Genomic DNA, 23,292 nt, shown 5'->3' with positions numbered 1-23,292 from the left:
CATGATAACCAAATCGACAACTATTGCAGGTAGCGGCGGATACGCTGCGCCGCCACTACACAGGCCTCGGGCTCGGCCACCAGCGCCATGCGCACCCGCCGCGCCCCCGGGTTGCCGGTGCCCCCGTCACGGGCGAGAAAACTGCCAGGGAGTACCGCCACGTGCTCCTCGCGCCATAACCCCAGGGTGAAATCCGTATCCCGTTCCGGCACCTCCGGCCAGAGATAGAACCCCGCTTGCGGGCGTTCCAGGCCCAGCGGCTTACCCAGGATGTCCAGCACCGCGTCGAACTTCTGCCGGTACAGGGCGCGGTTCTCCCGCACATGGGCCTCATCCGACCAGGCGGCGATACTGGCGGCCTGGGTGGCCGGGGGCATGGCGCAGCCGTGATAGGTGCGGTAGAGCAGGAAGCCCGCCAGCAGCTCGGCATCGCCGGCCACGAAGCCGGAGCGCAGCCCGGGCAGGTTCGAGCGCTTGGACAGGCTGTGGAAGACCACGCAGCGCTCAAAGCCGCTGCGCCCCATCGCCGCACAGGCCTGCAGCAGGCCCGGTGGCGGGTTGGCCTCGTCGGGATAGATCTCCGAGTAGCACTCGTCGGCGGCGATGATGAAATCGTGCTCGTCGGCCAGCCGGATCAACCGTTGCAGCTGCGCGTTGTCCAGCACCGCCCCCGTGGGGTTGCCCGGGGTGCAGATGTAGAGGAGCTGGCAGTCGCGCCAGGCCGCGGCGGGCACGGCATCGAAATCGGGCTGGCCGCCCGGCGTGGCGTCCAGATAGCGCGGCTCGGCACCGGCCAGCAGCGCTGCCCCCTCGTAGATCTGATAAAAGGGGTTGGGCATGAGTACCCGGGCGCCAGGGCGCCCGCGGTCCACCATGGCCTGGGCAAAGGCGAACAGCGCCTCGCGGGTGCCGTTGACCGGCAGGGCGTGGCGTTCCGGGTCGAGCCAGCCGGCCGGCACCTGGAAGCGGCTGCTGAGCCAGCTGCAGATGGCCTCGCGCAGGGCGGTGTCGCCCCGGGTGGCCGGGTAGCGGGCGAGTCCGTGGGTGTGTTCGATCAGGGCCTCGGCCACGAACCCCGGCGCCGGGTGGCGCGGTTCGCCCATGGCCAGGCTGATCATGTCGCGATCGGCGGGCGGCTGCACGCCTTCGCGCAGGGCGGCCAGGCGCTGAAAGGGGTAGGGCTGCAGGCGGTCCAGGTCGGGATTGCTCATTGGGAGGTGCCCTCGCCGGTATTCTCCAGGCAGTCGGACAGGACGTCGCGCAGACAGCGGAACTGCACTGGGTCGGCCAGCGGTTCATCCTGGTCGTCGGTGATAAAGAAGACGTCCTCGGCCCGCTCGCCGATGGTGGCGATCTTGGCGTTCTTCAGCTTGACCCGGCACTGACTGAAGGCCTGACCCACCTGGGCCAGCAGGCCGGGCCGGTCGCCGGTGATCAGTTCCAGCACGGTGCGCTGGTTGGGCCCGTCGGTGCTGAAGTTGATCTGTGTGGGCGTGGAAAAGTGCTTGAGCCGCCGCGGCAGGCGGTGCTCGGCCAAGTCCGGTGGCCGGTGGGCATCGGCCAGGCTGGTGCGCAGGCGCTCGACCATCTCCCGGCAACGGCCCTCGTCAGTAACCGGCTCGCCGTTGTCCTCCAGCACCAGATAGCTGTCCAGGGTGTAGCCCTGGTCGGTGGTGATGATCCGCGCGTCCTGGATGTTCAACCCCAGCCGATCCAGGGTGGAGACCGTGCGGGCGAACACGTAGCGGTTGTCCCGGGCGTAGATGAACAACTCGGTTCCGCCACGGGGACCGCGCTGTTTCACCAAAACGATGGGCAGGTCCTCTGGCCGGGCGGCGGCGATGGCCTCGGTGTGCCAGGCGATCTCCTCGGCCGAGTGGCGCAGGAAGTAGTCGTCCGCCAGCCGGCGCCAGATGGCGCGCACGGTCATGTGGTGGAGGCCGCGCTGACGCAGCCGGCGGCGGGACTGGGCCTGGGTCTCGTTGATCAGCTCCCGTTTGTCGATGGGGTTGCCCAGACCCCGGCGCAGGGCCCGCTTGGTGAGCACATAGAGCTCGGCCAGCAGCGCGTCCCGCCAGGAGTTCCACAGCGACGGGTTGGTGGAGCGGATGTCCGCCACGGTGAGCAGATAGAGGTAGTCCAGGTGGATCTGGTCGCCCACCCGCCGGGCGAACTCAGTGATCACCTCCGGGTCGGAGATGTCCTTGCGCTGGGCGGTCATGGACATCAGCAGGTGGCTGCGCACCAGCCAGCTCACCAGGCGGGCATCGTACGCCCCCAGCCCGTGCTGGATGCAGAAATCGTAGGCATCCCGCGCGCCGAGCTCGGAGTGGTCGCCGCCGCGCCCTTTGGCGATGTCGTGGAACAGCGCCGCCAGGTAGAGCAGCTCCGGCTTGGGCAGCCGCGCCATGATGGTATTGCACTGCGGGAACTCGTGGGCGTGCCGGGGGATGGCGAAGCGCCGGAGATTGCGCACCACGAACAGGGTGTGGCTGTCCACGGTGTAGACATGGAACAGGTCGTACTGCATGCGCCCGGTGATTTGACCGAAGGCCGGGATGTAGCGGCCCAGCACCCCGTAGCGGTGCATTCGGCGCAGCTCGTGGGTGAGCCCGCGGGGCTGGCGCATGATCTCCATGAACAGGCTGCGGGCGCGCAGGTCCTTGCGAAAGCGCTGGTCGATCAGATTGCGGTATTGGCGGATCAGCCGGATGGTGGAGGCGCGCACCCCTTTCAGTTCCGGGTGCTGCTGCATCACCAGGAACACTTCCAGCAGGGCGAAGGGGTAGCGCCGGAAGACGTTCTTATGGGTGACTTCCAGAAACCCGCGCCGGGACTGGAAGCGCTTGTTGAGCAGCACCGGGGCCTCGTGCTCGCCGGCGTAGAGAATGGCTTCCTGGAACAGCTGCAGGAGCATCTCGTTGAGCCGGGAGAGCTCCATCACCGTACGGAAGTAGCGCTGCATGAACTGCTCGACCGCGAGATTGTGCTCGCGGTCGCGGTAGCCGAACTGCTCGGCGAGTTGGGTCTGGTGGTCGAACAGCAGTCGGTCCTCGCGACGGCCAGCCAGCAGGTGCAGGGCGTAGCGGATATCCCACAGGAAGTTCTGCCCGGCGATCAGCGCGTCAAACTCCTGCTCGGTGAGAAACCGCTGATCGACCAGGGCGCGCAGGGTGTTGGCGCGGAAATGGCGCTTGGCCACCCAGCCCACCATCTGGATGTCGCGCAACCCGCCGGGGCTGCTCTTGATGTTGGGCTCCAGGTTGTAGGCGGTGTCGTGATACTTCTGGTGACGGGCCACCTGCTCGGCCCACTTGGCCTCGAAAAAGGCCCGCGAGGGCCACAGCCGGTCGGGGCCGGTCACCTGGCGCATGGTCTGGAAGAGGGCGGCGCTGCCGCAGAGCAGGCGTGCCTCCATCAGATTGGTGGCCACGGTGATGTCCATCTCCGCCTCGCGCACGCAGTCCTCGATACTGCGCACGCTGTGGCCCACCTCCAGGCCCAGGTCCCAGAGGGCGGTGATCATCCCCTCCAGGGCATCGCCCAACGCCTCGCGGGCATCGGGCTCGATCAGGATCATGACATCCACATCCGAGCCCGGGTGCAACTCGCCGCGGCCGTAGCCACCCACCGCCACCAGGGCGCAGCGGTCCTCGGCATGCTGTAGGTGTTGGGCCCACAGCCGGCGAATGATGCGGTCCATCAGGTAGGCGCGGCGCGGCACCAGTTCGGCAGCGGGGGTGCCGGCATGGAATTGCCCGGCCAGTGCCCGGTCCCCCTCCTCGAGGGCCCGGCGCAGGGCCGGGATCGCCGGCTCGCCCCGCTCCAGGGCGGTGTCCAGGGCGTGGGCGTCGAACAACTCGCCCGCCGTTACTGCGGTGTGGACGGTCATCGTTCAGCCGGGGTAACGGTCGGTGACCGTCAGCACATCGTAGCCGTCAGCGGTCACCGCCAGGGTGTGCTCCCACTGCGCTGACAGGCTGCGGTCACGGGTCACCGCCGTCCAGTTGTCGCGCAGCAGCTTGGTGCCGGGCTTGCCGGCGTTGACCATGGGTTCGATGGTGAAGGTCATGCCCTCCTCCAGGCGCAGCCCCTGGCCCGGCTCGCCGTAGTGCAGCACCTGCGGGTCCTCGTGGAACTGCTGGCCGATGCCGTGGCCGCAGTACTCGCGCACGATCGAGTAATTGTGGCGCTCGGCCCAGGTCTGGATGGCGTGGCCGATGTCCCCCAGGGTGGCCCCGGGGCGGACCTGCTCGATGCCCTTCCAGAGACACTCCTTGGTGACCTCGACCAGCCGTCGTGCCTTGATGCTGGGCTCACCGACGAAGAACATCCGGCTGGTATCGCCGTGCCAGCCGTCCTTGATGACGGTGATGTCGATGTTCAGGATATCGCCTTTGCGCAGCTTCTTGGGGCCGGGGATGCCGTGGCAGACCACGTGGTTGACGGAGGTGCAGGTGGCCTTGGGGAAGCCGCGATAGTTCAGCGGGGCCGGCACCACCTCCAGTTCGTTCACCATGTAATCGTGACACAGGGCGTCCAGGTGTTCGGTGGTGACCCCGGGGCGGATGTGCTCACCGATCATGTCCAGCACGCTCGCGGCCAGCCGGCCGGCTTCGCGCATGCGTTCGATTTCTTCTGGGGTTTTGATGACTACGCTCATGGCTGGGGATGGTATCACGGCGCGGCGGGCGCCTCCGGCTGGTGGGCGAAATTGTGGCGGTCAGCCGATTATGGTATAAAGCGCCGGCCGTTCAGGCAAATACCCGCCGCCCGCTATTGTCGGCGCGGCAAATCCACACATACACCGGCACTCGCGGCCGGGTGCCCCAGCGGCTTGCCGCCGGGGGTCGTCGCGAGAGGGTGTATGGAGGCGTAACCCGTAAAATCAGGAGTTTATACTCATGGCGAATGTCAGCATGCGTGACATGCTGGAGGCCGGCGTTCATTTCGGCCACCAGACCCGTTACTGGAACCCGAAGATGGCCCCCTACATCTTCGGCCAGCGTAACAAGATCCACATCATCAACCTGGAAAAGACCCTGCCCCTGTACCAGGAGGCCATGAACTACGTCGGCCGTCTGGCCGCCGAGGGTGGCAAGGTGCTGTTCGTCGGTACCAAGCGCTCCGCCCGCAAGGCCGTGCGCGAGGAGGCCTCCCGCTGCGGCATGCCCTATGTCGATCACCGCTGGCTCGGCGGCATGCTCACCAACTTCCGCACCGTCAAGGGCTCCATCCGCCGCCTGAAAGACCTGGAGGCCCAGGCCGAGGACGGCACCTTCGATAAGCTGACCAAGCGCGAGGCGCTGTCGCTGAGCCGCGAGATGGAGAAGCTCAATCGCACCCTCTCCGGCATCAAGGACATGAACGGTCTGCCGGACGCGATGTTCGTCATCGACGTGGGCTTCGAGCACATCGCCGTACAGGAGGCCCGCAAGCTGGGTATCCCGGTGGTGGCCGTGGTTGATACCAACAACTCCCCGCGCGAAGTCGACTACGTCATTCCGGGCAACGACGACGCCATCCGTGCCATCCAGCTCTATCTGAGCGGCGCGGCCGATGCCGTGCTCGAGGCAAAGACGGCCACTGCGCGTCCCGGCGGCGATGACGACTTCGTCGAGGTGGACGAGGCCACCGAGCAGCAGGGCTGAGCCCGGCGGCCACGGTACTGCACAACAGCATGCGGCGGGCGTCGGTCCGCCGTATCGACACCTGACATTGAGGGGTTAAGGAACCATGGCGATTTCCGCATCTCTGGTAAAGCAACTGCGCGAGCGCACCGGCTCCGGCATGATGGAGTGCAAGAAGGCGCTGGTGGAGACCGACGGCGATCTGGATGCCGCCGTCGAGCTCATGCGCAAGAAGGGCCTGGCCAAGGCCGACAAGAAGTCCGGCCGCATCGCCGCCGAGGGCATCATCGCCGCCAAGCGCAGCGAGGACGGCCACAGCGGTGTGCTGGTGGAGATCAACAGCGAGACCGATTTCGTGGCCAAGAGCGACGACTTCCTGGCCTTCGCCGACGGCGTGGCGCGGCTGGCCCTGGAGGAGAAGCCCGAGGATCTCGAGGCCCTGATGGCCTGCGAGCTGAACGGGCAGGACCTGGCCACCGCCACCAAGGAGCTGGTGGCCAAGATCGGCGAGAACATCCAGGTGCGCCGGTTCGTGCGCTACGGCAGCAGCGGCAACACCGTCGCCCAGTATCTGCATGGCAGCCGCATCGGCGTCATGGTGGAGCTGGAGGGCGGCGACGAGCAGCTGGCCCGGGACGTGGCCATGCATGTGGCCGCCAGTAAGCCCGAGTGTGTCTCCGAGGACGACATGCCGGCCGAGGTCATCGAGAAGGAGAAGGCGATCCTGGTCGAGCAGGCCCGCGAGTCCGGCAAGCCGGAGGAGATCATCGAGAAGATGGTCCAGGGCCGGTTGAAGAAGTTCATCAATGAGCAGACCCTGGTCGGCCAGCCCTTCGTCAAGGACCCGGATCAGACCGTCGGCGAGCTGCTCAAGGGCGCCGGTGCCAAGGTGGCTCGTTTCGTCCGCTACGAGGTGGGCGAGGGCAAGGAGAAGAAGGAAGAGAACTTTGCCGAAGAGGTGATGGCACAGGCGCGCGGCTCCTGATCGTCCAGGCCTGAAGAGGGACGCCCCGGGGACGGGGCGTCCGGTATACTCCAGCCGGACGATAGGGATACCACGATGAGCCAGCCCCAGTACAAACGCATACTCCTCAAGCTCAGCGGCGAGGCCCTCATGGGCGACGCCGCTTACGGTATCAGCCCGGATGTGATCCGGCGTATCGCCCACGAGGTGGCCGAGGTCAGCCGCATGGGGGTGGAGATCGCCCTGGTGATCGGTGGCGGCAACATCTTTCGCGGTGCCGGCCTGGCCGCTGCCGGCATGGATCGGGTCACCGCCGACCATATGGGCATGCTGGCCACCGTGATGAACGGGCTGGCCCTGCAGGATGCCCTGGAGCACGAAGGCGTCTATTGTCGGGTGATGTCCGCGGTCAAGATCAACCAGGTCTGCGAGGATTACATCCGCCGACGTGCCATCCGCCACCTGGAAAAGGGGCGGGTGGTGGTCTTTGCCGCCGGCACCGGTAACCCCTTCTTCACCACCGACTCGGCCGCCAGTCTCCGCGCCATCGAGGTCGGTGCTGACATCATGCTCAAGGGCACCAAGGTGGACGGTGTCTACAGCGCCGACCCGACCCGGGACCCGGATGCCCGTCGATACGAACTGCTGACCTACGATCAGGTCCTGGAAGACCGGCTGATGGTCATGGACGCCACCGCCGTGGTGCTCTGCCGGGATCAGAACATGCGCATCATGGTGTTTGACATTACCTCGCCGGGCGCGCTGGTGGACGTGATCACCGGCCAGCGCACGGGCACCATCGTCGAGAGGGGAGACGAGCTGTGATTGACGAGATTCGTAAGGACGCCGAGACGCGGATGAAGAAGAGCATCGAGGCCTTCCGCGCGGAGCTTCGCAAGATCCGCACCGGCCGTGCTCATACCAACCTGCTGGATCACATCAGCGTGACCTACTACGGTACCGAGGTGCCGCTCAATCAGGCCGCATCGGTCAAGGTGGAGGACGCCCGCACCCTGTCGGTGATCCCATTTGAGAAGAGCATGGTCCCGGAGGTGGAGAAGGCGATCCAGAGCTCCGATCTGGGGCTCACGCCGACGACCGCCGGTACGGTGATCCGCATCCCGATGCCACCGCTCACCGAGGACCGGCGCAAGGAGCTGGTCAAGGTGGTGCGCAGTGAGGCGGAGCAGGCCCGGGTGGCCATCCGCAATATCCGCCGTGACGCCAACTCCGATCTCAAGGAACTGCTCAAGGAGAAGGAGATCTCCGAGGACGAGGAGCGCGGCGGCGAGGATGCCATCCAGAAGCTCACCGACAAGTACACCGGTGAAGTGGACCGCATCCTTCAGGAGAAGGAGAAGGAACTCATGGAGATCTGACGCGGGCGGTAGCGTTCGCGACGGCGGGGCGGCGTTCCCCGTCCAATGGGTCCGGGCAGGCCCCGCCGGTGCCGCTCACCGCCGGGGTCTTGCCGTTTATTCGGGGGCTGGGATGACCGCCTCCTGTACCGGGAAGTCGATGGGCAGAAAAACCGCAAACGATGCGCAGGTTTCAGCCGACGGGCCCCTGCCTGAACATGTGGCCATCATCATGGACGGCAACGGCCGCTGGGCCCGGGCGCGTGGGCTGCCGCGCCATGCCGGCCACCGGGCCGGTGCCGCCACGGTGCGCCGGGTGGTGGAGCATTGCGGCCGTCTCGGGATCCACGCCCTGACCCTGTTCGCATTCAGCAGTGAGAACTGGCGGCGGCCCCGCAAGGAGGTGAGCGTCCTGATGGAGCTCTTCCTGAGTACGCTCGACAAGGAGTCGGCCCGGCTGCACCGCAATGATGTCCGCCTGCGCTTCATGGGGGCCCGGGAGGACTTTCCCCGCCGCCTGCAGCAGCGCCTGGCGGATGCCGAGGCGCTGACCCGCGACAACACCGGTCTCCAACTCAACGTGGCGGCAAGCTACGGCGGGCGCTGGGACATCGCCAATGCCGCCCGGCGTCTGGCAGAGGCGGTGCAGGCGGGTCACCTGCAGCCCGACGAGATAACCACCGAGACCCTGGGTAAGGAGGTCTGCCTGGCTGAGCTGCCGGAGCCGGACTTGTTCATCCGCACCGGTGGCGAGCGCCGGATCAGCAACTTCATGCTCTGGCAGTTGGCCTACACCGAGCTCTACTTCACGCCGGTGCTCTGGCCAGCCTTCACCACCGACCACCTGGACGAGGCCCTGGCGGACTTCGCCGGCCGGGAGCGCCGCTTCGGGCGCACCTCCGATCAGTTGCAGACGGAGTCGGGACGTGCTTAAGCAGCGACTGCTCACCGCGGCCGTCCTGATTCCGCTGGTGCTCTGGGCGGTGTGGACCTGGCCGTTGCCGGCGGTGATGCTGCTCTACACCGTGGTCTTGCTGCTGGCCGCCTGGGAGTGGGGGGGCTTTCTCCGCGCCAACGACAGCCGCCGCCGGGCGCTCTGGCTGGTCGGGCTGACCGCCACATTGATTCCCGGCTGGTGGTGGTTTCAGGCCGATGGCGCGATGCTTCCGATCTTTGTCTTTGCCGCCGCCTGGTGGGCGGTGGCACTGGTCTGGCTGCTGCGCTACGCCGGTACCGGCGGGGCCCGCGGTGGCCCTTCGGATGCGGTGTTGGTCCTGGTGGGCTGGTGCGTGCTCTGGCCTGCCTGGATGGGGTTGTTGTGGTTGCAGGGCGGCAGCGGGCATGGCGGCTTCTGGGTCACCTTCCTCTTCGTGCTGGTCTGGGGCGCCGACACCGGCGCCTACTTCGCGGGTCGCAGCCTGGGCCGGCATAAGCTGGCGCCCCGGGTCAGCCCGGGCAAGACCTGGGAAGGGGTGGCCGGGGGATTGCTGGCAGCGGTGGTCGCCGGTCTAGTGCTATCGATGGTGTTTGCCGTACCGGGGCCGGGGGCGGGCCTGCTCGTGCTCCTGATCCTGGTGACCGTGGCCCTGTCGGTGGTCGGGGATCTCTTCGAGAGCCTGTTGAAACGCCAGCGCGGGGTCAAGGACAGCGGTACCCTGCTGCCCGGTCATGGGGGCATCCTGGACCGGATCGACAGCCTGACGGCCGCCGCGCCGCTACTGGCACTGGGACTGACATGGTGGCACACGACGCTGTAACCGGATTGAGCATCCTGGGAGCCACCGGCTCCATTGGCACCAGCACGCTCGACGTGGTGGCGCGCCACCCGGACCGATTCCGGGTCCGGGCGCTGGCCGCTCATCGGGACGTGGCAGGCATGGCGGGCCTTTGTCGCCGGTTTCGGCCGGAGCTGGCGGTGATGGCCGACCCGGACGCGGCCGTGGCGCTGCGCCGCCAGCTCGGTGACGACCTCCCCGGTGTGCGGGTGGCCGGGGGCGAGGCCGGGTTGATCGAGGCGGCGACCTGGCCTGGCGTGGACTGCGTGGTCGCCGCCATTGTCGGGGCCGCCGGGTTGATGCCCACCCTGGCCGCCGCCCGGGACGGCCGCCGGATCCTGCTCGCCAACAAGGAGGTGCTGGTTATGGCCGGCGAGCTGTTCATGGCCGAGGCCCGCGCCCATGGGGCCGTGGTGCTGCCGGTGGACAGTGAGCACAACGCCATCTTCCAGTGCCTGCCCGAGGCCTATCCGGCCCGCGATCTCGACAGCCTGGGGATCCGCCGGCTGATCCTCACCGCCTCCGGCGGACCGTTCCGGGCCCGGGCACCGGAGACCCTCGCCCAGGTGACCCCGGACGAGGCCTGCGCCCATCCCAATTGGTCCATGGGGCGCAAAATCTCGGTGGACTCGGCGACCATGATGAACAAGGGCCTGGAGCTGATTGAGGCCTGCCGGTTGTTCTCGGCGGAACCCGGGCGTGTGGATGTGGTCATTCATCCACAGAGCATCGTGCACTCCCTGGTGGAGTATCGGGATGGCTCGCTGCTGGCCCAGCTGGGCCAGCCGGATATGCGGATACCGATTGCCCATGCCCTGGGCTGGCCCGAGCGATTGGTATCGGGTGCGGAGTCGTTGGACCTGGCCGCATTGGCGCGCCTGGACTTCGAGGCGCCTGACCCGCGCCGTTTCCCCTGCCTGCAGTTGGCCTACGATGCGCTGGAGGCCGGGGGGCACGCCTGTGCGGTGCTCAACGCCGCCAATGAGGTGGCGGTGGAGGCCTTCCTGCACGGGGAGATCGGTTATACCCGGATCGCCGTCGTGGTGGCGGAAGTACTGGAGCGGATGAGTGGCGGGCCGGCGGCGGCCGACCTGGAGGCCATCCGCGGGGTGGACAACGAGGCGCGGTCGGTGGCCCTGCAGGTCGTGCGGCGAGAGGCGGGATAACAGACGATGGGCATCCTCTGGAGCATACTGGCGTTCGTCGTGGCCATTGGCATCCTGGTCACGGTGCACGAGTTCGGCCATTTCTGGGTGGCCCGGCGGGCCGGCATCAAGGTGCTGCGCTTCTCGGTGGGCTTCGGCCGGCCGCTGTTGCGCTGGCGCCGTGGGGCGGATCGCACCGAATACGTCATTGCCGCGATCCCGCTCGGCGGCTACGTGAAGATGCTGGACGAACGCGAGGCCGAGGTGCCCGAGGCCGAACGCCACCGCGCCTTCAACGTCCAGCCGCTGTACAAGCGCACCGCCGTGGTGCTCGCCGGACCCTTGTTCAATTTCCTGTTCGCAGTGCTCGCTTACATGGCCATCGGCCTGCTCGGCACTGTCGAGATGCGCCCGGTCCTGGGGCCGGTGGCGGAGAACACGCCGGCGGCTGAGGCCGGTTTTCAGGAGGGCGATGAGCTGCTCGCCATCGGCGGCCGCGAGACCCCCACCTGGCAGCGCACCGCCATGGCGCTGGTGGATGCCGGCTTTCACCGCGCCGACATCCCGGTGGAGGTCCGGGGCGAGGACGGCCGTGCCCGCAGTCTGGTGCTGGACATGACCCTGGCCGGTGAGATCGGGCGGGCGGACAATCTGCTGGCGCAGGCCGGTTTCCGTCCCTGGACCCCGGCCTTGGACCCGGTGCTCGGCCGTGTGGTGGATGACGGGCCCGCGGCCCGGGCCGGGCTCATGGCCGGCGACCGCATCGTCTCGGTGGAGGGCGAGCCGGTGGCGGAATGGCGTGAGCTGGTCGAGTGGATCGAGCACCATCCGGGCGAGGTTCTGACCCTCACGATCGAGCGCGACGGCCGTCAGGAGACCATCGATACGCGGCTGGACAGCGTGGAGGCGGCCGGGCGCACCATCGGTCAGCTTGGGGTGGCCCCCGAGGTGCCGGAGGGGGCCTATGACCGGCTCTACCGCGAGGTCCAATACGGACCGGTCGGGGCGCTGGGCCATGGCCTGTCCTCCACCTGGGATGCCAGCGTGCTGACGGTGAAGATCCTCGGCCGTATGGTGATCGGCCAGGCCTCGCTGCAGAATCTTAGCGGCCCGCTCACCATCGGGCAGTTTGCGGGCGATACCGCCTCGCTGGGCGTGGTACCCTTCCTGGGCTTCCTCGCCATCGTCAGTATCAGTCTGGGGATCATCAACCTGTTGCCGATCCCCATCCTGGACGGCGGGCACTTGCTCTATTTCGCGGTCGAGGCCGTACGCGGCAAGCCGCTGTCGGAGTACGCCCAGGCGGTGGGCCAGCAGGTGGGGCTGCTGATGCTGTTCCTGCTCATGGGACTGGCGTTCTACAACGACCTGGCGCGCCTGTTCGGCGGCTAAACGGGGACTGCCGGGGGGGCCCCGGTGCCTATCGCCCACATTTTCCGCACCGGCGCGGACCCTGTCCCGCCGGTTCAGATTGGACGAGAGTCGATGCGACGACCACTGCTACCCGCATTGTTGCTGGCCCTGGCCGCCCCTTCGGCCCAGGCCTTTGACCCCTTCCAGGTGGAGGGGATTCGAGTGGATGGCCTGCAGCGCATCGCAGAGGGCACGGTTTTCAACTACCTGCCGCTGGAGGTGGGGGAGACCATCGACAGTGAACGGGCCGCCGAGTCTATCCGGGCGCTGTACGAGACGGGCTTTTTCCGCGACATCGAACTGAGCCGTGACAATGGCGTGCTGGTGGTCTCGGTCATGGAGCGGCCTTCGGTGGCCCGGATCGAGATTCGCGGCAACGACGAGATCCGCAGTGACGACATCCTCGATGCGCTGGCGGCCGCCGGGCTGGCGGAGGGCCAGGTCTTTGACCGGTTCCGCCTGGCCGACATCGAACGGGAACTGCGCCAGCTCTACTTCAGCCGCGGTAAGTACGATGTCTCCGTCGAGAGCACCATCTCGCCGTTGGAGCGCAACCGGGTGGCGGTGCGCCTGGATATCGACGAGGGGCCGGTGGCGGCGATCCGTGAGATCCACTTCGTCGGCAATGAGACCTTCAGCGAGCGCCAGCTGCGCCGGCAGATGGAACTGCGCCCCCGCCGCTGGTGGCACTTCTTCTCCGATCGCCACCGCTACGCCCGCGACCGGCTTGGGAACGACCTGGAAGACCTGCGTAGCTTCTACATGGACCAGGGCTACATCAACTTTGCGGTCACCTCCACCCAGGTCTCCATCAGCCCGGATCGCGAGGATGTCCACATCACCGTGAACCTCTCCGAGGGCCAGCAATTCACCGTGGGCGAGATGAACGTGGTCGGCGATCTCATCGTCGAGCGCGAGGAGCTGGAGGGCTTCTTTGAACTGGAGTTCGGTGACGTCTATTCACGCTCCCGGGCGCAGGCCGCGAGCCGGGCCATGCAGAACCGCCTGGGTGAGGAGGGGTATGCCTTCTCCAACGTCGGGATTCGGCCCCAGGTCGACGAGGACCGTGGGGTGGTGGACCTGACCTATGTGGTCGACCCGGGGCGGCGGGTCTATGTCCGCCGCATCAATATCTCCGGCAATGAGCGGACCCAGGACGAGGTCGTCCGCCGTGAGCTGCGCCAGTTGGAAGGGGCGGCGCTCAACACCGCGGCCCTGCGCGAGTCGCAGACCCAGTTGGACCGCACGGGCTTTTTCGACCGGGTCAATATCGAGACCCCGCAGGTGCCCGGCAGCGACGACGAGGTGGATGTGGACGTCGACGTGGTGGAGCGCATGTCCGGCAGCCTGACCGCCGGTATCGGTTATGGCGAGAGCCAGGGCCTGCTGCTCAACCTCGGCGTGGCCCAGGACAACGTGCTGGGCACTGGGGACCGCATGAGCCTGGAGATCAACAACAGCCGGGTGAACACCATCTACTCGGCCTCCTATACCGACCGCTACTACACCCTGGACGGGGTCTCCCGGCGGTTCTTCGGCAGTTACCGGGAGACGCGCGCCCGGCGGGCGGACCTCTCCGATTTCGGCTTGACCTCCATCCGTGCCGGCGGCGGTCTGGGGATCCCGATTACCAACAACGACCGGATCTCGGTGGATCTGGCCTACGAGCACATGGATATCGAAGAGCGGGAGAACACCCCGCCCCGGATCACCGACTTCCTCGAAGACGAGGGCAACCGCTTCGATATGCTCAAGCTGGAGGCGGCCTGGACCCGCGACACCCGCGACCGGGCCATCTTCCCGCGACGCGGCGGCCGGCAGCGTCTGAGCGGCGAGGTCAGCGTGCCGGGGCTGGATCTCACCTTCTTCAAGACCAGCTACAGCCACCGGCGCTTCTGGCCCGTCAGTGAGAACCTCACCTTCTCGGTGGACGGCTCGATCAGCTATGGCGACGGCTATGGTGATACCAGCCGCCTGCCCTTCTTCGAGCACTATTACGGTGGCGGTGTCTCGACGGTGCGCGGCTATCGCGCCAACTTCCTGGGCCCGCGGTCGCTGGAGAACGGCAATGACCGGCCCCAGGGGGGTAACGTGCGTATCCTCGGCAGCGCCGAGCTGTTCTTCCCGCCGCCGTTCACCGAGGCCGAGTCGGTGCGTATGTCGCTCTTCCTGGACGCGGGGCAGGTCTACCAGACGCGCGGCGACCTCTACACCGGCAGCGAAGAGGTCTTTCCCGACAACCTTGACAGCGTCAACCTGGATGAGCTGCGTGCCTCTGCCGGGGTGGGGCTCACCTGGATGTCACCGATCGGTGCATTGACATTCAGCATAGCGGAACCGTTAAATGACACGAATGACGACGACACGGAAAGCTTCCAGTTCTCCCTGGGCACCTCGTTTTAGCGGATATCGGCGGGCAATGGCGTGATGGCAGCGACACACACCGGTTTAGCGCGCCCCGTGCTCCTGGGGCTTTTGTTGTGCCTGCTGTCCTGGCCGGTGGCCGCAGAGCTGCGCATCGGTTTCGTCAACCCGGCACGGGTGACCGCCGAGGCGCCTCAGGCCGATGCCGCCCGGGCCCTGCTCGAAGACGAGTTCTCCGGCCGCGATCAGCAACTGGCGGAGCTTCAGCAGGAAGTGGCCGAGTTGGAACGGCGCCTCACCCGCGAAGCGGCGGCGATGAGCGAGGCGGAACTGCGCCGCATGGAGCGGGAGCTGGCCTCCCGCCAGCGGGAGATCCGGCGCAGTCAGGAGGAGTTCCGCGAAGACTTCAACATGCGGCGCAACGAGGAGCTGAGCCGGCTTCAGAGGCGCATCCTGGAGACCATCCACGAAGTGGCCCGGGACAACGATTACGACCTGGTGCTTAGCGAGGGTGTGGTGTTCGCCAGCGAGCAGGTGGATATCACCGATAAGGTCATCGAGCGCCTGGAACAACAGCACCGCACCGCGCAATAGTCCGCCCGCGCCGGAGTCCGTTCCCACCGGTCGGTCGCCACGTGGCGCACCGCGGTCCGCCGCGCGCAAGGAACACGACGGAAAGGAAGATTAAGCATTGAACGCATCGACGGAAACCTCTATCGCCCTGCCGGATATCAATGACATCATGCGGAACCTGCCACACCGCTATCCTATGCTGCTGATCGACCGGGTGGTGGCGTTCAGCAAGCGGGAACGGCTGGTGGGGATCAAGAATGTCACCATCAACGAGCCCTATTTCGCCGGCCACTTTCCCCAGAAACCGGTGATGCCCGGGGTGCTTATCCTGGAGTCGATGGCCCAGGCCTGTGGCATGCTTGCCTTCAAGAGCGAACAGGAGGAACTCGGGGGTAACCACATTATCTATCTGGTGGCGATCGACAAGGCGCGGTTTAAACGCCCGGTGGAGCCCGGCGATCAACTCCGCCTGGAGGCCAGCCTCAAGCGGGTGATGCGGGGGCTGTGGATGTTCCAGGCCCAGGCCTGGGTGGGTGATGCCCTGGCGGCCGAGGCCGAGATTCGCTGCACGGTGAAAGAGGCGTGACCCGGATCGATCCAAAGGCAGTGGTGGACCCCTCGGCAGAACTGGACGAGGGGGTGACGGTCGGACCCTTCACGGTGATCGGGCCGGATGTCCAGGTGGGCGCCGGAACACGGGTTGGCCCCCACGTGGTGATCAACGGGCCCACCCGACTGGGCCGGAACAACCGCATTCACCCCTTCGCCTCCATCGGCGATGACCCGCAGGACAAGAAATACGCCGGCGAGCCCACCCGGCTGGAGATCGGTGACGACAACGTGATCCGCGAGTACGTCACCCTCAACCGGGGCACGCCGGAGGCCGGCGGCCTGACCCGTCTGGGTGACCGTAACTGGATCATGGCCTACAGCCACGTGGCCCATGACTGTCGTTTGGGCAACGACATCACCTTTGCCAATTCCGCCTCTCTGGCCGGCCACGTGGATGTGGAAGACCACGCCATCCTGGGTGGTTTCGCCCTGGTGCATCAGTTTTGCCGCATCGGTGCCTATGCCTTCTGCGGCTTCGGCAGTGTCATCAACCGCGATGTACTGCCCTTCACTACCGTGTCCGGCCACATGGCCCAACCCCATGGCATCAACGTGGTGGGGCTGCGGCGCCATGGCATGGGCCCGGAGCGTATCCGTGAGCTCAAGCGCGCCTACCGGCTGATCTTCAAATCCGGCAAGCGCCTGGATGACGCGCTGGAGGAACTGCGGCTGCTGGGCAAAGAGAACCCCGATCTCGAGCATCTGGCGGCCTTCATCGCCGCCAGCAATCGCGGTATTCTGCGGTAACCCCAGGGGGGCGCATGCGGGTGGCGTTGGTGGCCGGCGAGCACTCCGGTGATCGTTTGGGTGCCGGATTGATCCGCGCCATCAGGGCGCGGTGTCCGGAGGCCGAATTCGATGGCGTGGGCGGTCCCCTGATGCAGGCCGAGGGGCTGCGCAGTCACTACCCGATGGAGGCCCTGTCGGTGATGGGCCTGGTGGAGGTGCTGCGCCATCTGCCGCGCCTGCTACGGATCCGTCGCGACCTGGTGGCGCGCTACCGGACGGACCCGCCGGATGTCTTTGTGGGCATCGACCTGCCCGATTTCAATCTCAGCATCGAGCGCCGGCTCAAGGCCGTGGGCGTGCCCACCGTGCACTATGTCAGCCCCCAGGTCTGGGCCTGGCGGCAGGGCCGGGTGCGGACCATCGGGCGTTCGGTGGATCGGATCCTGGCCCTGTACCCCTTCGAGGCCGAGTTTTATCGCCGGCACGGCGTGCCGGTGGACTTCGTGGGCCACCCCGCCGCGGATCGCTTTCCCTTGCAGCCCGACGCCGGTGCAGCGCGGGCCGCGCTGGGCCTCGTCGACGACGGCGGAGGACCGTGGGTGGCGCTGTTGCCCGGCAGCCGTCTGGGCGAGGTTCAGCGCCATGCCGAGCTCTACGCCCGCACCGTGGCCCGGCTGCGGGAGCGCCAGCCGGATGTTCGCTTCATCGCGCCGCTGGCCTGGCCCGGTTTGCGTGCGGTGTTCTACGAGGCGCTGGTTCAGCAGGGCGTGTCCGACGCGGTGCAACTGTTCGAGGGTCGGGCGGACGAGGTCATGGCGGCGGCCGACGTCGTGCTCACGGCGTCGGGCACCGCCACACTGGAGGCCATGCTGCTCAAACGGCCCATGGTGGTGGCCTACCGGTTGGCGCCGCTGACCTTCTGGCTGATGAAACGCTTGGTGAGGGTCAGCCATGTCTCGCAGCCTAATCTGCTGGCCGGGGAGGGCCTGGTGGAGGAGTACCTGCAGGACGCGGCCACCCCCGACAACCTGGCCTACGCCCTCTACCGCCTGCTCAACGACGAGCCGCGATCGGCCTATTTGCGGGCGCGATTCGCGGAGTTGCACGGCACCCTGCGGCGGGGTGCGGATGGGCAGGCGGCCGCCGCCGTGCTCGCCGCGGCCGGGGGGAACGGGTCGTGACCGCGCCGATGGACACCCTGCCGCTGGATGGCAGGGCTAGCGTACTCCTGGCCGGAGTGGACGAGGTGGGACGCGGTCCTCTGGCCGGCGCGGTGGTGGCGGCAGCGGTGATCCTGGACCCGGACCGGCCGATCGCCGGTCTGCGGGATTCCAAGCGCCTTAGCGCGGCCCGACGGTCAGAGCTGGACCGGCGGATCCGCGCCCAGGCCCTGGCCGTTTCCTTGGGCCGTGCCGAGGTGGCGGAGATCGACCGGCTGAACATCCTGCAGGCCAGCATGCTGGCCATGCAGCGGGCGGTGGCCGGGCTGGATCCCGCGCCGGTGCAGGCGCTGGTGGATGGTAACCGGGCGCCGGCGTTACCCTGTCCTGCCCAGGCCATCGTCAAGGGGGATGACCGGGTGCCGGCCATTGCCGCGGCGTCCATCCTGGCCAAGCAGGCGCGCGACGCCGAGATGCGGGCCCTGGCCGAGCAGTACCCCGGCTACGGGTTCGAGCGCCACATGGGCTACCCGACCACCGAGCACCTGCAGGCCCTGCGGACCCTGGGGGCCTGCCCGGCGCACCGGCGTAGTTTCGCGCCGGTGCGCCGATGCCTGCTGGGCTGAGTGGTTTGCCACAGGGTTGCGGCATCTGCCGCGCAGCGGGCCTGCCTCGCCCCGCCAAGGGCCTGATGATAGTGCCGAATGGGGTTGGTCTGTAGCTTGCAAGGTTTTTCGGTGGGGCCGACCAGGGACGGTGAGCCCTGCTTCGAGATACCGCCTGCCCCCCGGCTCCTCCGGATAGAACAGGAAGACAATGAGCGCCCAGAGCGGTTTCGTACACCTGAATGTCCACTCGGAGTTCTCCCTCTCCGACGGTATCCTGCGTATCCCCGAGCTGGTGGACGCGGTGGCCGGGCAGGGTATGCCGGCGGTGGCCATCACCGATCAGGGCAACCTGTTCGGCATGGTCAAGTTCTACAAGGCGGCGCTGGCAGCGGGGGTCAAGCCCATTGTCGGTGCCGAGATCCGGGTTGAGGACGAGGAGGCGGAACGGGACCACTCCGCGCTCACCCTCCTGTGCCGCGATCTGGACGGCTATGCCGCTCTGTCCAGGCTGCTCTCGCTGAGCTACCAGCAGGGCCGCACCGTGGACGACACCCCCGTGGTCCAACGTGCCTGGCTGGAGGCCGACCACGAGGGCCTCATCGTGCTCTCCGGTGGCAAGGACGGTGATGTGGGCAAGGCCCTGCTGGCCGGCAACACACGCCGCGCCGAAAGCCTGGCCCGCTGGTATGCCGGGCACTTCCCCGACGCCTATTTCCTGGAGCTGCAGCGCACCGGCCGTCCCGGCGATGAGGACCACCTGCACGCCGCCGTGGCGCTGGCCACCGAGCTGGCCTTGCCGGTGGTGGCGACCAACGCCGTGCGCTTCCTCGCTGCCGACGATTACGACGCCCATGAGGTGCGGGTCTGTATCCACGACGGCTACACCCTCGACGACCCAAAGCGCCCGCGCCGTTACACCAACCAGCAGTACCTGCGCAGCCCGGCGGAGATGGGGGCGCTGTTTTCCGATCTGCCCGAGGCGCTGGAGAATACCGTCGAGATCGCCCGGCGCTGCAGCCTGGATCTGACCTTGGGCGAGAACGTCCTGCCCGATTTCCCCATCCCCGAGGGATTGACCATTGAGGAGTTCCTGCACCAGGAGGCCCTGCGCGGGCTCGAGCAGCGGCTGGAGGAGCGCGGCCTGGCGGAGGGTGAGACCGAGGAGGGCGTGCGCGAGACCTACCGGCAGCGGCTGGACTGGGAGCTGGGGATCATCAATCAGATGGGCTTCCCCGGCTACTTCCTGATCGTGGCCGATTTCATCCGCTGGGCCAAGGAACACGATATCCCGGTGGGCCCGGGGCGCGGCTCCGGGGCGGGGTCGCTGGTGGCCTACGCCCTGGCGATCACCGATCTCGATCCGCTGCGCTACGATCTGCTGTTTGAGCGCTTTCTCAATCCCGAACGCGTCTCCATGCCCGACTTCGACGTGGACTTCTGCATGGAGCAGCGTGACGAGGTCATCGAGTACGTGGCCCGGCGCTACGGCCGCGAGAAGGTGTCGCAGATCGCCACCCACGGCACCATGGCCGCCCGCGCCGTGGTGCGCGATGTGGGCCGGGTGCTGGGCCATGGCTACGGCTACGTCGACCGCATCGCCAAACTGGTGCCCTTCGAACCGGGCATGCAGCTGACCAAGGCCTTCGAGCTGGAGCCGGAGCTCAAGGCGCTCTATGAAAAGGACGAGGAGGCCGGCCCGCTGCTGAGCATGGCCCTCAAGCTGGAGGGCCTGGCCCGTAATGTCGGTAAGCACGCCGGCGGGGTGGTCATCGCCCCCACGGCGCTGACCGACTTCTCGCCGCTCTACTGCGAACCGGGCGGTGAGGGGTTGGCCACCCAGTACGACAAGGACGATGTGGAGGAGGTGGGCCTGGTCAAGTTCGACTTCCTGGGCCTGCGCACGCTCACCATCATCGACTGGACGGTGAAGGCGGTGAATGCCCTGCGCGAACAGCGGGGAGAGACCCCGCTGGATATCGCCCGGATCCCGTTGGACGACCGCGCCACCTTCGACCTGCTCAAGCGCTGCCAGACCACCGCGGTGTTCCAGTTGGAATCCCGCGGCATGAAGGAGCTGATCAAACGCCTGCAGCCCGACAGCTTTGAGGACATCATCGCCCTGGTGGCGCTGTTCCGCCCCGGCCCGCTGCAGTCGGGCATGGTGGACGACTTTATCGACCGCAAGCACGGCCGGGCGCAGGTGGCCTACCCGACCCCGGAACTGCACCACGACGACCTGGAGCCGATCCTCAAGCCCACTTACGGCGTCATCCTCTACCAGGAGCAGGTGATGCAGATCGCCCAGGCCCTGGCCGGTTACAGCCTGGGGGCGGCCGATCTGCTGCGCCGGGCGATGGGCAAGAAGAAGGCGGCCGAGATGGCCAAGCAGCGGGAGATCTTCCTCAAGGGCGCGCAGGAGCACGGCCTGAGCGAGGCGCACGCCGGCGCCATCTTTGACCTGATGGAGAAGTTCGCCGGTTACGGCTTCAACAAATCCCACTCCGCGGCCTACGCACTGCTCTCCTACCAGACCGCCTGGCTCAAGCACCACTACCCGGCGCCCTTCATGGCCTCGGTGCTCTCCTCGGACATGGATAACACCGACAAGGTGGTGATCTTCATCGAAGAGTGCCGGGAGATGGGGCTCACCGTGCGCCCGCCGGACGTGAACCGCTCCGGGTACCGGTTCCGCGCCGAGGACGAACAGACCATCATCTACGGCCTCGGTGCGGTGAAAGGGGTGGGGCAGTCGGCCCTGGACGCCATCATTGAGGAGCGCGACGCCCACGGCCCGTTCAAGGACCTGCAGGACCTGTGCAACCGGGTGGACCTGCGCAAGGTGAACCGCCGGGTGCTGGAGGCCCTCTGCCGCTCCGGCAGCCTCGACAGCCTGATCCCCAACCGCGCCACCGGGATGGCCTGGCTACCGGAGGCCCTGGCGGCGGCCGAACAGAAGACCCGTAACGCCGCCGCCGGTCAGGAGGACCTGTTTGGCCTGCCCGGCGACGGCGCGGCCGTGGCGGAAGCGGAGGAGCCGCATTTTTCCACCCCGGAGCAGGCGGAGTGGGATGAGCACGACCGGCTGGCCGCCGAGAAGGAGACCCTGGGGCTGTTCCTGACCGGCCATCCCATCGACCCCTACGAGGCCGAACTGTCCCATCTGGCCGAACGGCGCATCGCCCAGGTGCTGGCAGCGGCCGGAGAGCCGGGCGAGAAGCCGGAGAACGGCCGGGGCCGGCGGCGCAACGGCCCCAGCGTCCGGGTGGTGGGGTTGGTGGTGTCCCTGCGTACCCGCAACACCGCCAGCGGCGGGCGCATGGCCAGCCTGGTGCTGGATGACCGCACCGCGCGCATGGAGGCCATGCTCTTTCCTGAGGCCTACGAGCGGCTGCGCGGGCTGATCGCGGTGGACCGGGTGCTGGTGGTCCAGGGCAGTCTCGATTACGACGACTTCGCCGGCGGCTGGCGGATCACCGTGGAGCAGTTGCAGGACATCAACGACGCCCGCGCCGAGCGGCTGCGCCAGGTGGTCATTGAGCTCTCGGCGGCCATTGCGGACAACGGCTTCGCCGACGCCCTGGAGGAAACCCTGAAGCCCTATCGCCAGGGGCGGTGTGACGTGCATCTGGACTACCGTGGCGAGCGGGCCAGCGGGCGCCTGCGCCTGGGTGACGACTGGCGGGTGCACCCCAGTGACGACCTGTTGCGCCGTCTCGAGCGACTGGCGGGCCCGGCGCGGGTGCGCCTGGAGTATTGATCCGGAGCAAGGATTGGGTGATTCGGGAAGATTTCCTGTTGAAAATGATTCGCATCCGCAATATTTTGGCGGACAATCGTGAAACGATCGGATAGCCGCTATGACTGAAACCGCCAATGGAACCCTCGCCGCGCTGGCCGCCTTCCTGGACGCCGGCGGCCCAGTGCTCAAGATCATCGCCGCGCTCTCGGTGCTGACCCTGGCCATTGTGCTGCTCAAGGTCTGGCAGTTCCGTGCCGTGCGCCTCACCCGCATGGGCTTTGTCGAGGAGGCCCTGCAGCACTGGCGCGAAGGCAGGGACCAGGCCGCCCTGGACACCGTGAGCAATACCCGCAACCCGGCCGGCCCGGTGCTGGCCGTGGCCATGCGCGGATGTCTGGACCGTCAGGTGCCCACCGAACTGGTGCGCGAGGAGGTGACCCGTATTGCCAGCGCCAGTATGGAGCGGCTGCGCAGCATGATCCGCGGCCTGGAGGTCATCGGGGCCCTGGCGCCGATGCTGGGGCTGTTGGGCACGGTGATCGGTATGATTCAGGCATTCCAGCAGCTCGAAGGGGCCGGCAGCAACGTGGATCCCGCGCTGCTCTCCGGGGGGATCTGGGTCGCGTTGCTGACCACCGCGGCCGGGCTCGCCCTGGCCATCCCCGCCATCGCGCTGGCGAGCCTGCTGGAGCGTTACATCGACCAGTTCCGCCATCGTCTGGAGGACGCCGTGACCCGCGTCTTCACCCTGCGGGTCTGGCACGAACAGCCGCCCGAGGGGGTAATGGACACCGCCCCGGCAGCGCCCCCCGCACGCGCCGTGGCCCATGCAACTTGAGCAGCGGCGCAAGCGGCGGCGACTGGTCAGCCTGACCCCGCTGATCGATGTCGTCTTCATCCTGCTGATCTTCTTCATGCTCGCCACCACCTTCGCGCAGTGGCGGGCGGTGCCGGTGAGCGCAGCGGGTGAGGGCGGCGACGCGGTGGCCGAACTCACGGCCCTGCGGGTCAGTGTCGATGCCGACGGCCGCTTCCGTATGGAGGGCCAGGCGGTGGATCTGTCCGTCCTGAAGCAACGGGTCCGTGACGGCCTCACGGCGGATCCGGACCGGCCCGTCCGCCTTCAGACCCACGATGATGCGCCCCTGCGCGCCGTGGTGGCGGCCATGGACGGCATCCGCGCGGCCGGTGGCCACAACCTGAGCCTGGCCCGGGAGTGACC

The 23,292-nt window shown here is 67.4% G+C and carries 20 protein-coding genes; 17 read left to right on the top strand and 3 right to left on the bottom strand.

Annotation, left to right across the window (positions count from 1 at the left end):
- Positions 1-20: 20 nt before the first annotated feature.
- The 3 genes from dapC to map are packed head-to-tail and all read right to left on the bottom strand — an operon-like array spanning position 21 to position 4,663.
- Positions 21-1,211: a succinyldiaminopimelate transaminase gene (dapC, locus tag MLG_RS09485; protein ID WP_011629604.1), complete on the bottom strand. Its 1,191-nt coding sequence runs from the start codon at positions 1,209-1,211 to the stop codon at positions 21-23.
- Entirely contained in the window at positions 1,208-3,892 is a 2,685-nt protein-coding gene (gene glnD, locus MLG_RS09480) for a [protein-PII] uridylyltransferase (RefSeq protein WP_011629603.1), read from the bottom strand. The genes dapC and glnD overlap by 4 nt, the downstream gene beginning before the upstream one ends.
- A gap of 3 nt (positions 3,893-3,895) precedes the next feature.
- The gene (gene map, locus MLG_RS09475) at positions 3,896-4,663 is read right to left on the bottom strand and encodes a type I methionyl aminopeptidase (RefSeq protein WP_011629602.1); all 768 of its coding nucleotides are present in this window, start codon (positions 4,661-4,663) and stop codon (positions 3,896-3,898) included.
- 241 nt (positions 4,664-4,904) lie between these two features.
- On the opposite strand from map, the gene rpsB reads away from it, so the two are divergent.
- The 17 genes from rpsB to MLG_RS09390 all read left to right on the top strand — a co-directional run bounded on the left by rpsB (position 4,905) and on the right by MLG_RS09390 (position 23,290).
- Entirely contained in the window at positions 4,905-5,651 is a 747-nt protein-coding gene (gene rpsB / locus MLG_RS09470; protein WP_011629601.1) for a 30S ribosomal protein S2, read from the top strand.
- Positions 5,652-5,736: 85 nt separating this feature from the next.
- Positions 5,737-6,615: a translation elongation factor Ts gene (tsf, locus tag MLG_RS09465; protein ID WP_011629600.1), complete on the top strand. Its 879-nt coding sequence runs from the start codon at positions 5,737-5,739 to the stop codon at positions 6,613-6,615.
- Positions 6,616-6,690: 75 nt separating this feature from the next.
- A complete protein-coding gene (gene pyrH / locus MLG_RS09460; protein WP_011629599.1) occupies positions 6,691-7,419 on the top strand; it encodes a UMP kinase in 729 nt (242 codons plus the stop codon).
- Positions 7,416-7,973, top strand: a complete 558-nt coding sequence (gene frr / locus MLG_RS09455; protein WP_011629598.1) for a ribosome recycling factor — start codon at positions 7,416-7,418, stop codon at positions 7,971-7,973. The genes pyrH and frr overlap by 4 nt, the downstream gene beginning before the upstream one ends.
- Before the next feature lie 139 nt (positions 7,974-8,112).
- Positions 8,113-8,886 carry an isoprenyl transferase gene (locus MLG_RS09450; protein WP_011629597.1) on the top strand — a complete coding sequence of 258 codons (774 nt, stop codon included), beginning with the start codon at positions 8,113-8,115 and terminating at the stop codon, positions 8,884-8,886.
- Positions 8,879-9,709: a phosphatidate cytidylyltransferase gene (locus MLG_RS09445; RefSeq protein WP_011629596.1), complete on the top strand. Its 831-nt coding sequence runs from the start codon at positions 8,879-8,881 to the stop codon at positions 9,707-9,709. Before MLG_RS09450 ends, MLG_RS09445 begins: the two co-directional genes overlap by 8 nt.
- Entirely contained in the window at positions 9,688-10,893 is a 1,206-nt protein-coding gene (gene ispC, locus MLG_RS09440) for a 1-deoxy-D-xylulose-5-phosphate reductoisomerase (RefSeq protein ID WP_011629595.1), read from the top strand. The genes MLG_RS09445 and ispC overlap by 22 nt, the downstream gene beginning before the upstream one ends.
- 6 nt (positions 10,894-10,899) lie before the next feature.
- On the top strand, positions 10,900-12,264 hold the full coding sequence (gene rseP, locus MLG_RS09435) for an RIP metalloprotease RseP (RefSeq protein WP_011629594.1): 1,365 nt from the start codon (positions 10,900-10,902) through the stop codon (positions 12,262-12,264).
- Between the two features lie 93 nt (positions 12,265-12,357).
- A complete protein-coding gene (gene bamA, locus MLG_RS09430) occupies positions 12,358-14,688 on the top strand; it encodes an outer membrane protein assembly factor BamA (RefSeq protein ID WP_041717997.1) in 2,331 nt (776 codons plus the stop codon).
- 75 nt (positions 14,689-14,763) lie between these two features.
- On the top strand, positions 14,764-15,243 hold the full coding sequence (locus MLG_RS09425) for an OmpH family outer membrane protein (protein WP_232209243.1): 480 nt from the start codon (positions 14,764-14,766) through the stop codon (positions 15,241-15,243).
- Positions 15,244-15,340: 97 nt separating this feature from the next.
- Positions 15,341-15,808: a 3-hydroxyacyl-ACP dehydratase FabZ gene (gene fabZ / locus MLG_RS09420; RefSeq protein ID WP_011629591.1), complete on the top strand. Its 468-nt coding sequence runs from the start codon at positions 15,341-15,343 to the stop codon at positions 15,806-15,808.
- The gene (lpxA, locus tag MLG_RS09415) at positions 15,805-16,581 is read left to right on the top strand and encodes an acyl-ACP--UDP-N-acetylglucosamine O-acyltransferase (protein WP_011629590.1); all 777 of its coding nucleotides are present in this window, start codon (positions 15,805-15,807) and stop codon (positions 16,579-16,581) included. The genes fabZ and lpxA overlap by 4 nt, the downstream gene beginning before the upstream one ends.
- A gap of 14 nt (positions 16,582-16,595) precedes the next feature.
- Complete coding sequence (gene lpxB / locus MLG_RS09410) at positions 16,596-17,744, top strand: lipid-A-disaccharide synthase (RefSeq protein ID WP_011629589.1); 1,149 nt, start codon at positions 16,596-16,598, stop codon at positions 17,742-17,744.
- Positions 17,745-17,752: 8 nt separating this feature from the next.
- The gene (rnhB, locus tag MLG_RS09405; RefSeq protein WP_011629588.1) at positions 17,753-18,349 is read left to right on the top strand and encodes a ribonuclease HII; all 597 of its coding nucleotides are present in this window, start codon (positions 17,753-17,755) and stop codon (positions 18,347-18,349) included.
- Positions 18,350-18,539: 190 nt separating this feature from the next.
- Positions 18,540-22,088, top strand: coding sequence for a DNA polymerase III subunit alpha (dnaE, locus tag MLG_RS09400; RefSeq protein ID WP_011629587.1), 3,549 nt, complete (start codon positions 18,540-18,542; stop codon positions 22,086-22,088).
- Positions 22,089-22,188: 100 nt separating this feature from the next.
- The gene (locus MLG_RS09395; protein WP_011629586.1) at positions 22,189-22,908 is read left to right on the top strand and encodes a MotA/TolQ/ExbB proton channel family protein; all 720 of its coding nucleotides are present in this window, start codon (positions 22,189-22,191) and stop codon (positions 22,906-22,908) included.
- Positions 22,898-23,290: an ExbD/TolR family protein gene (locus tag MLG_RS09390; RefSeq protein ID WP_011629585.1), complete on the top strand. Its 393-nt coding sequence runs from the start codon at positions 22,898-22,900 to the stop codon at positions 23,288-23,290. Before MLG_RS09395 ends, MLG_RS09390 begins: the two co-directional genes overlap by 11 nt.
- Positions 23,291-23,292 lie beyond the last annotated feature (2 nt).

It is taken from the genome of Alkalilimnicola ehrlichii MLHE-1, assembly GCF_000014785.1.
In the GTDB taxonomy this organism is placed as follows: domain Bacteria; phylum Pseudomonadota; class Gammaproteobacteria; order Nitrococcales; family Halorhodospiraceae; genus Alkalilimnicola; species Alkalilimnicola ehrlichii.
This window is presented reverse-complemented; position numbering and strand designations above follow the sequence as displayed.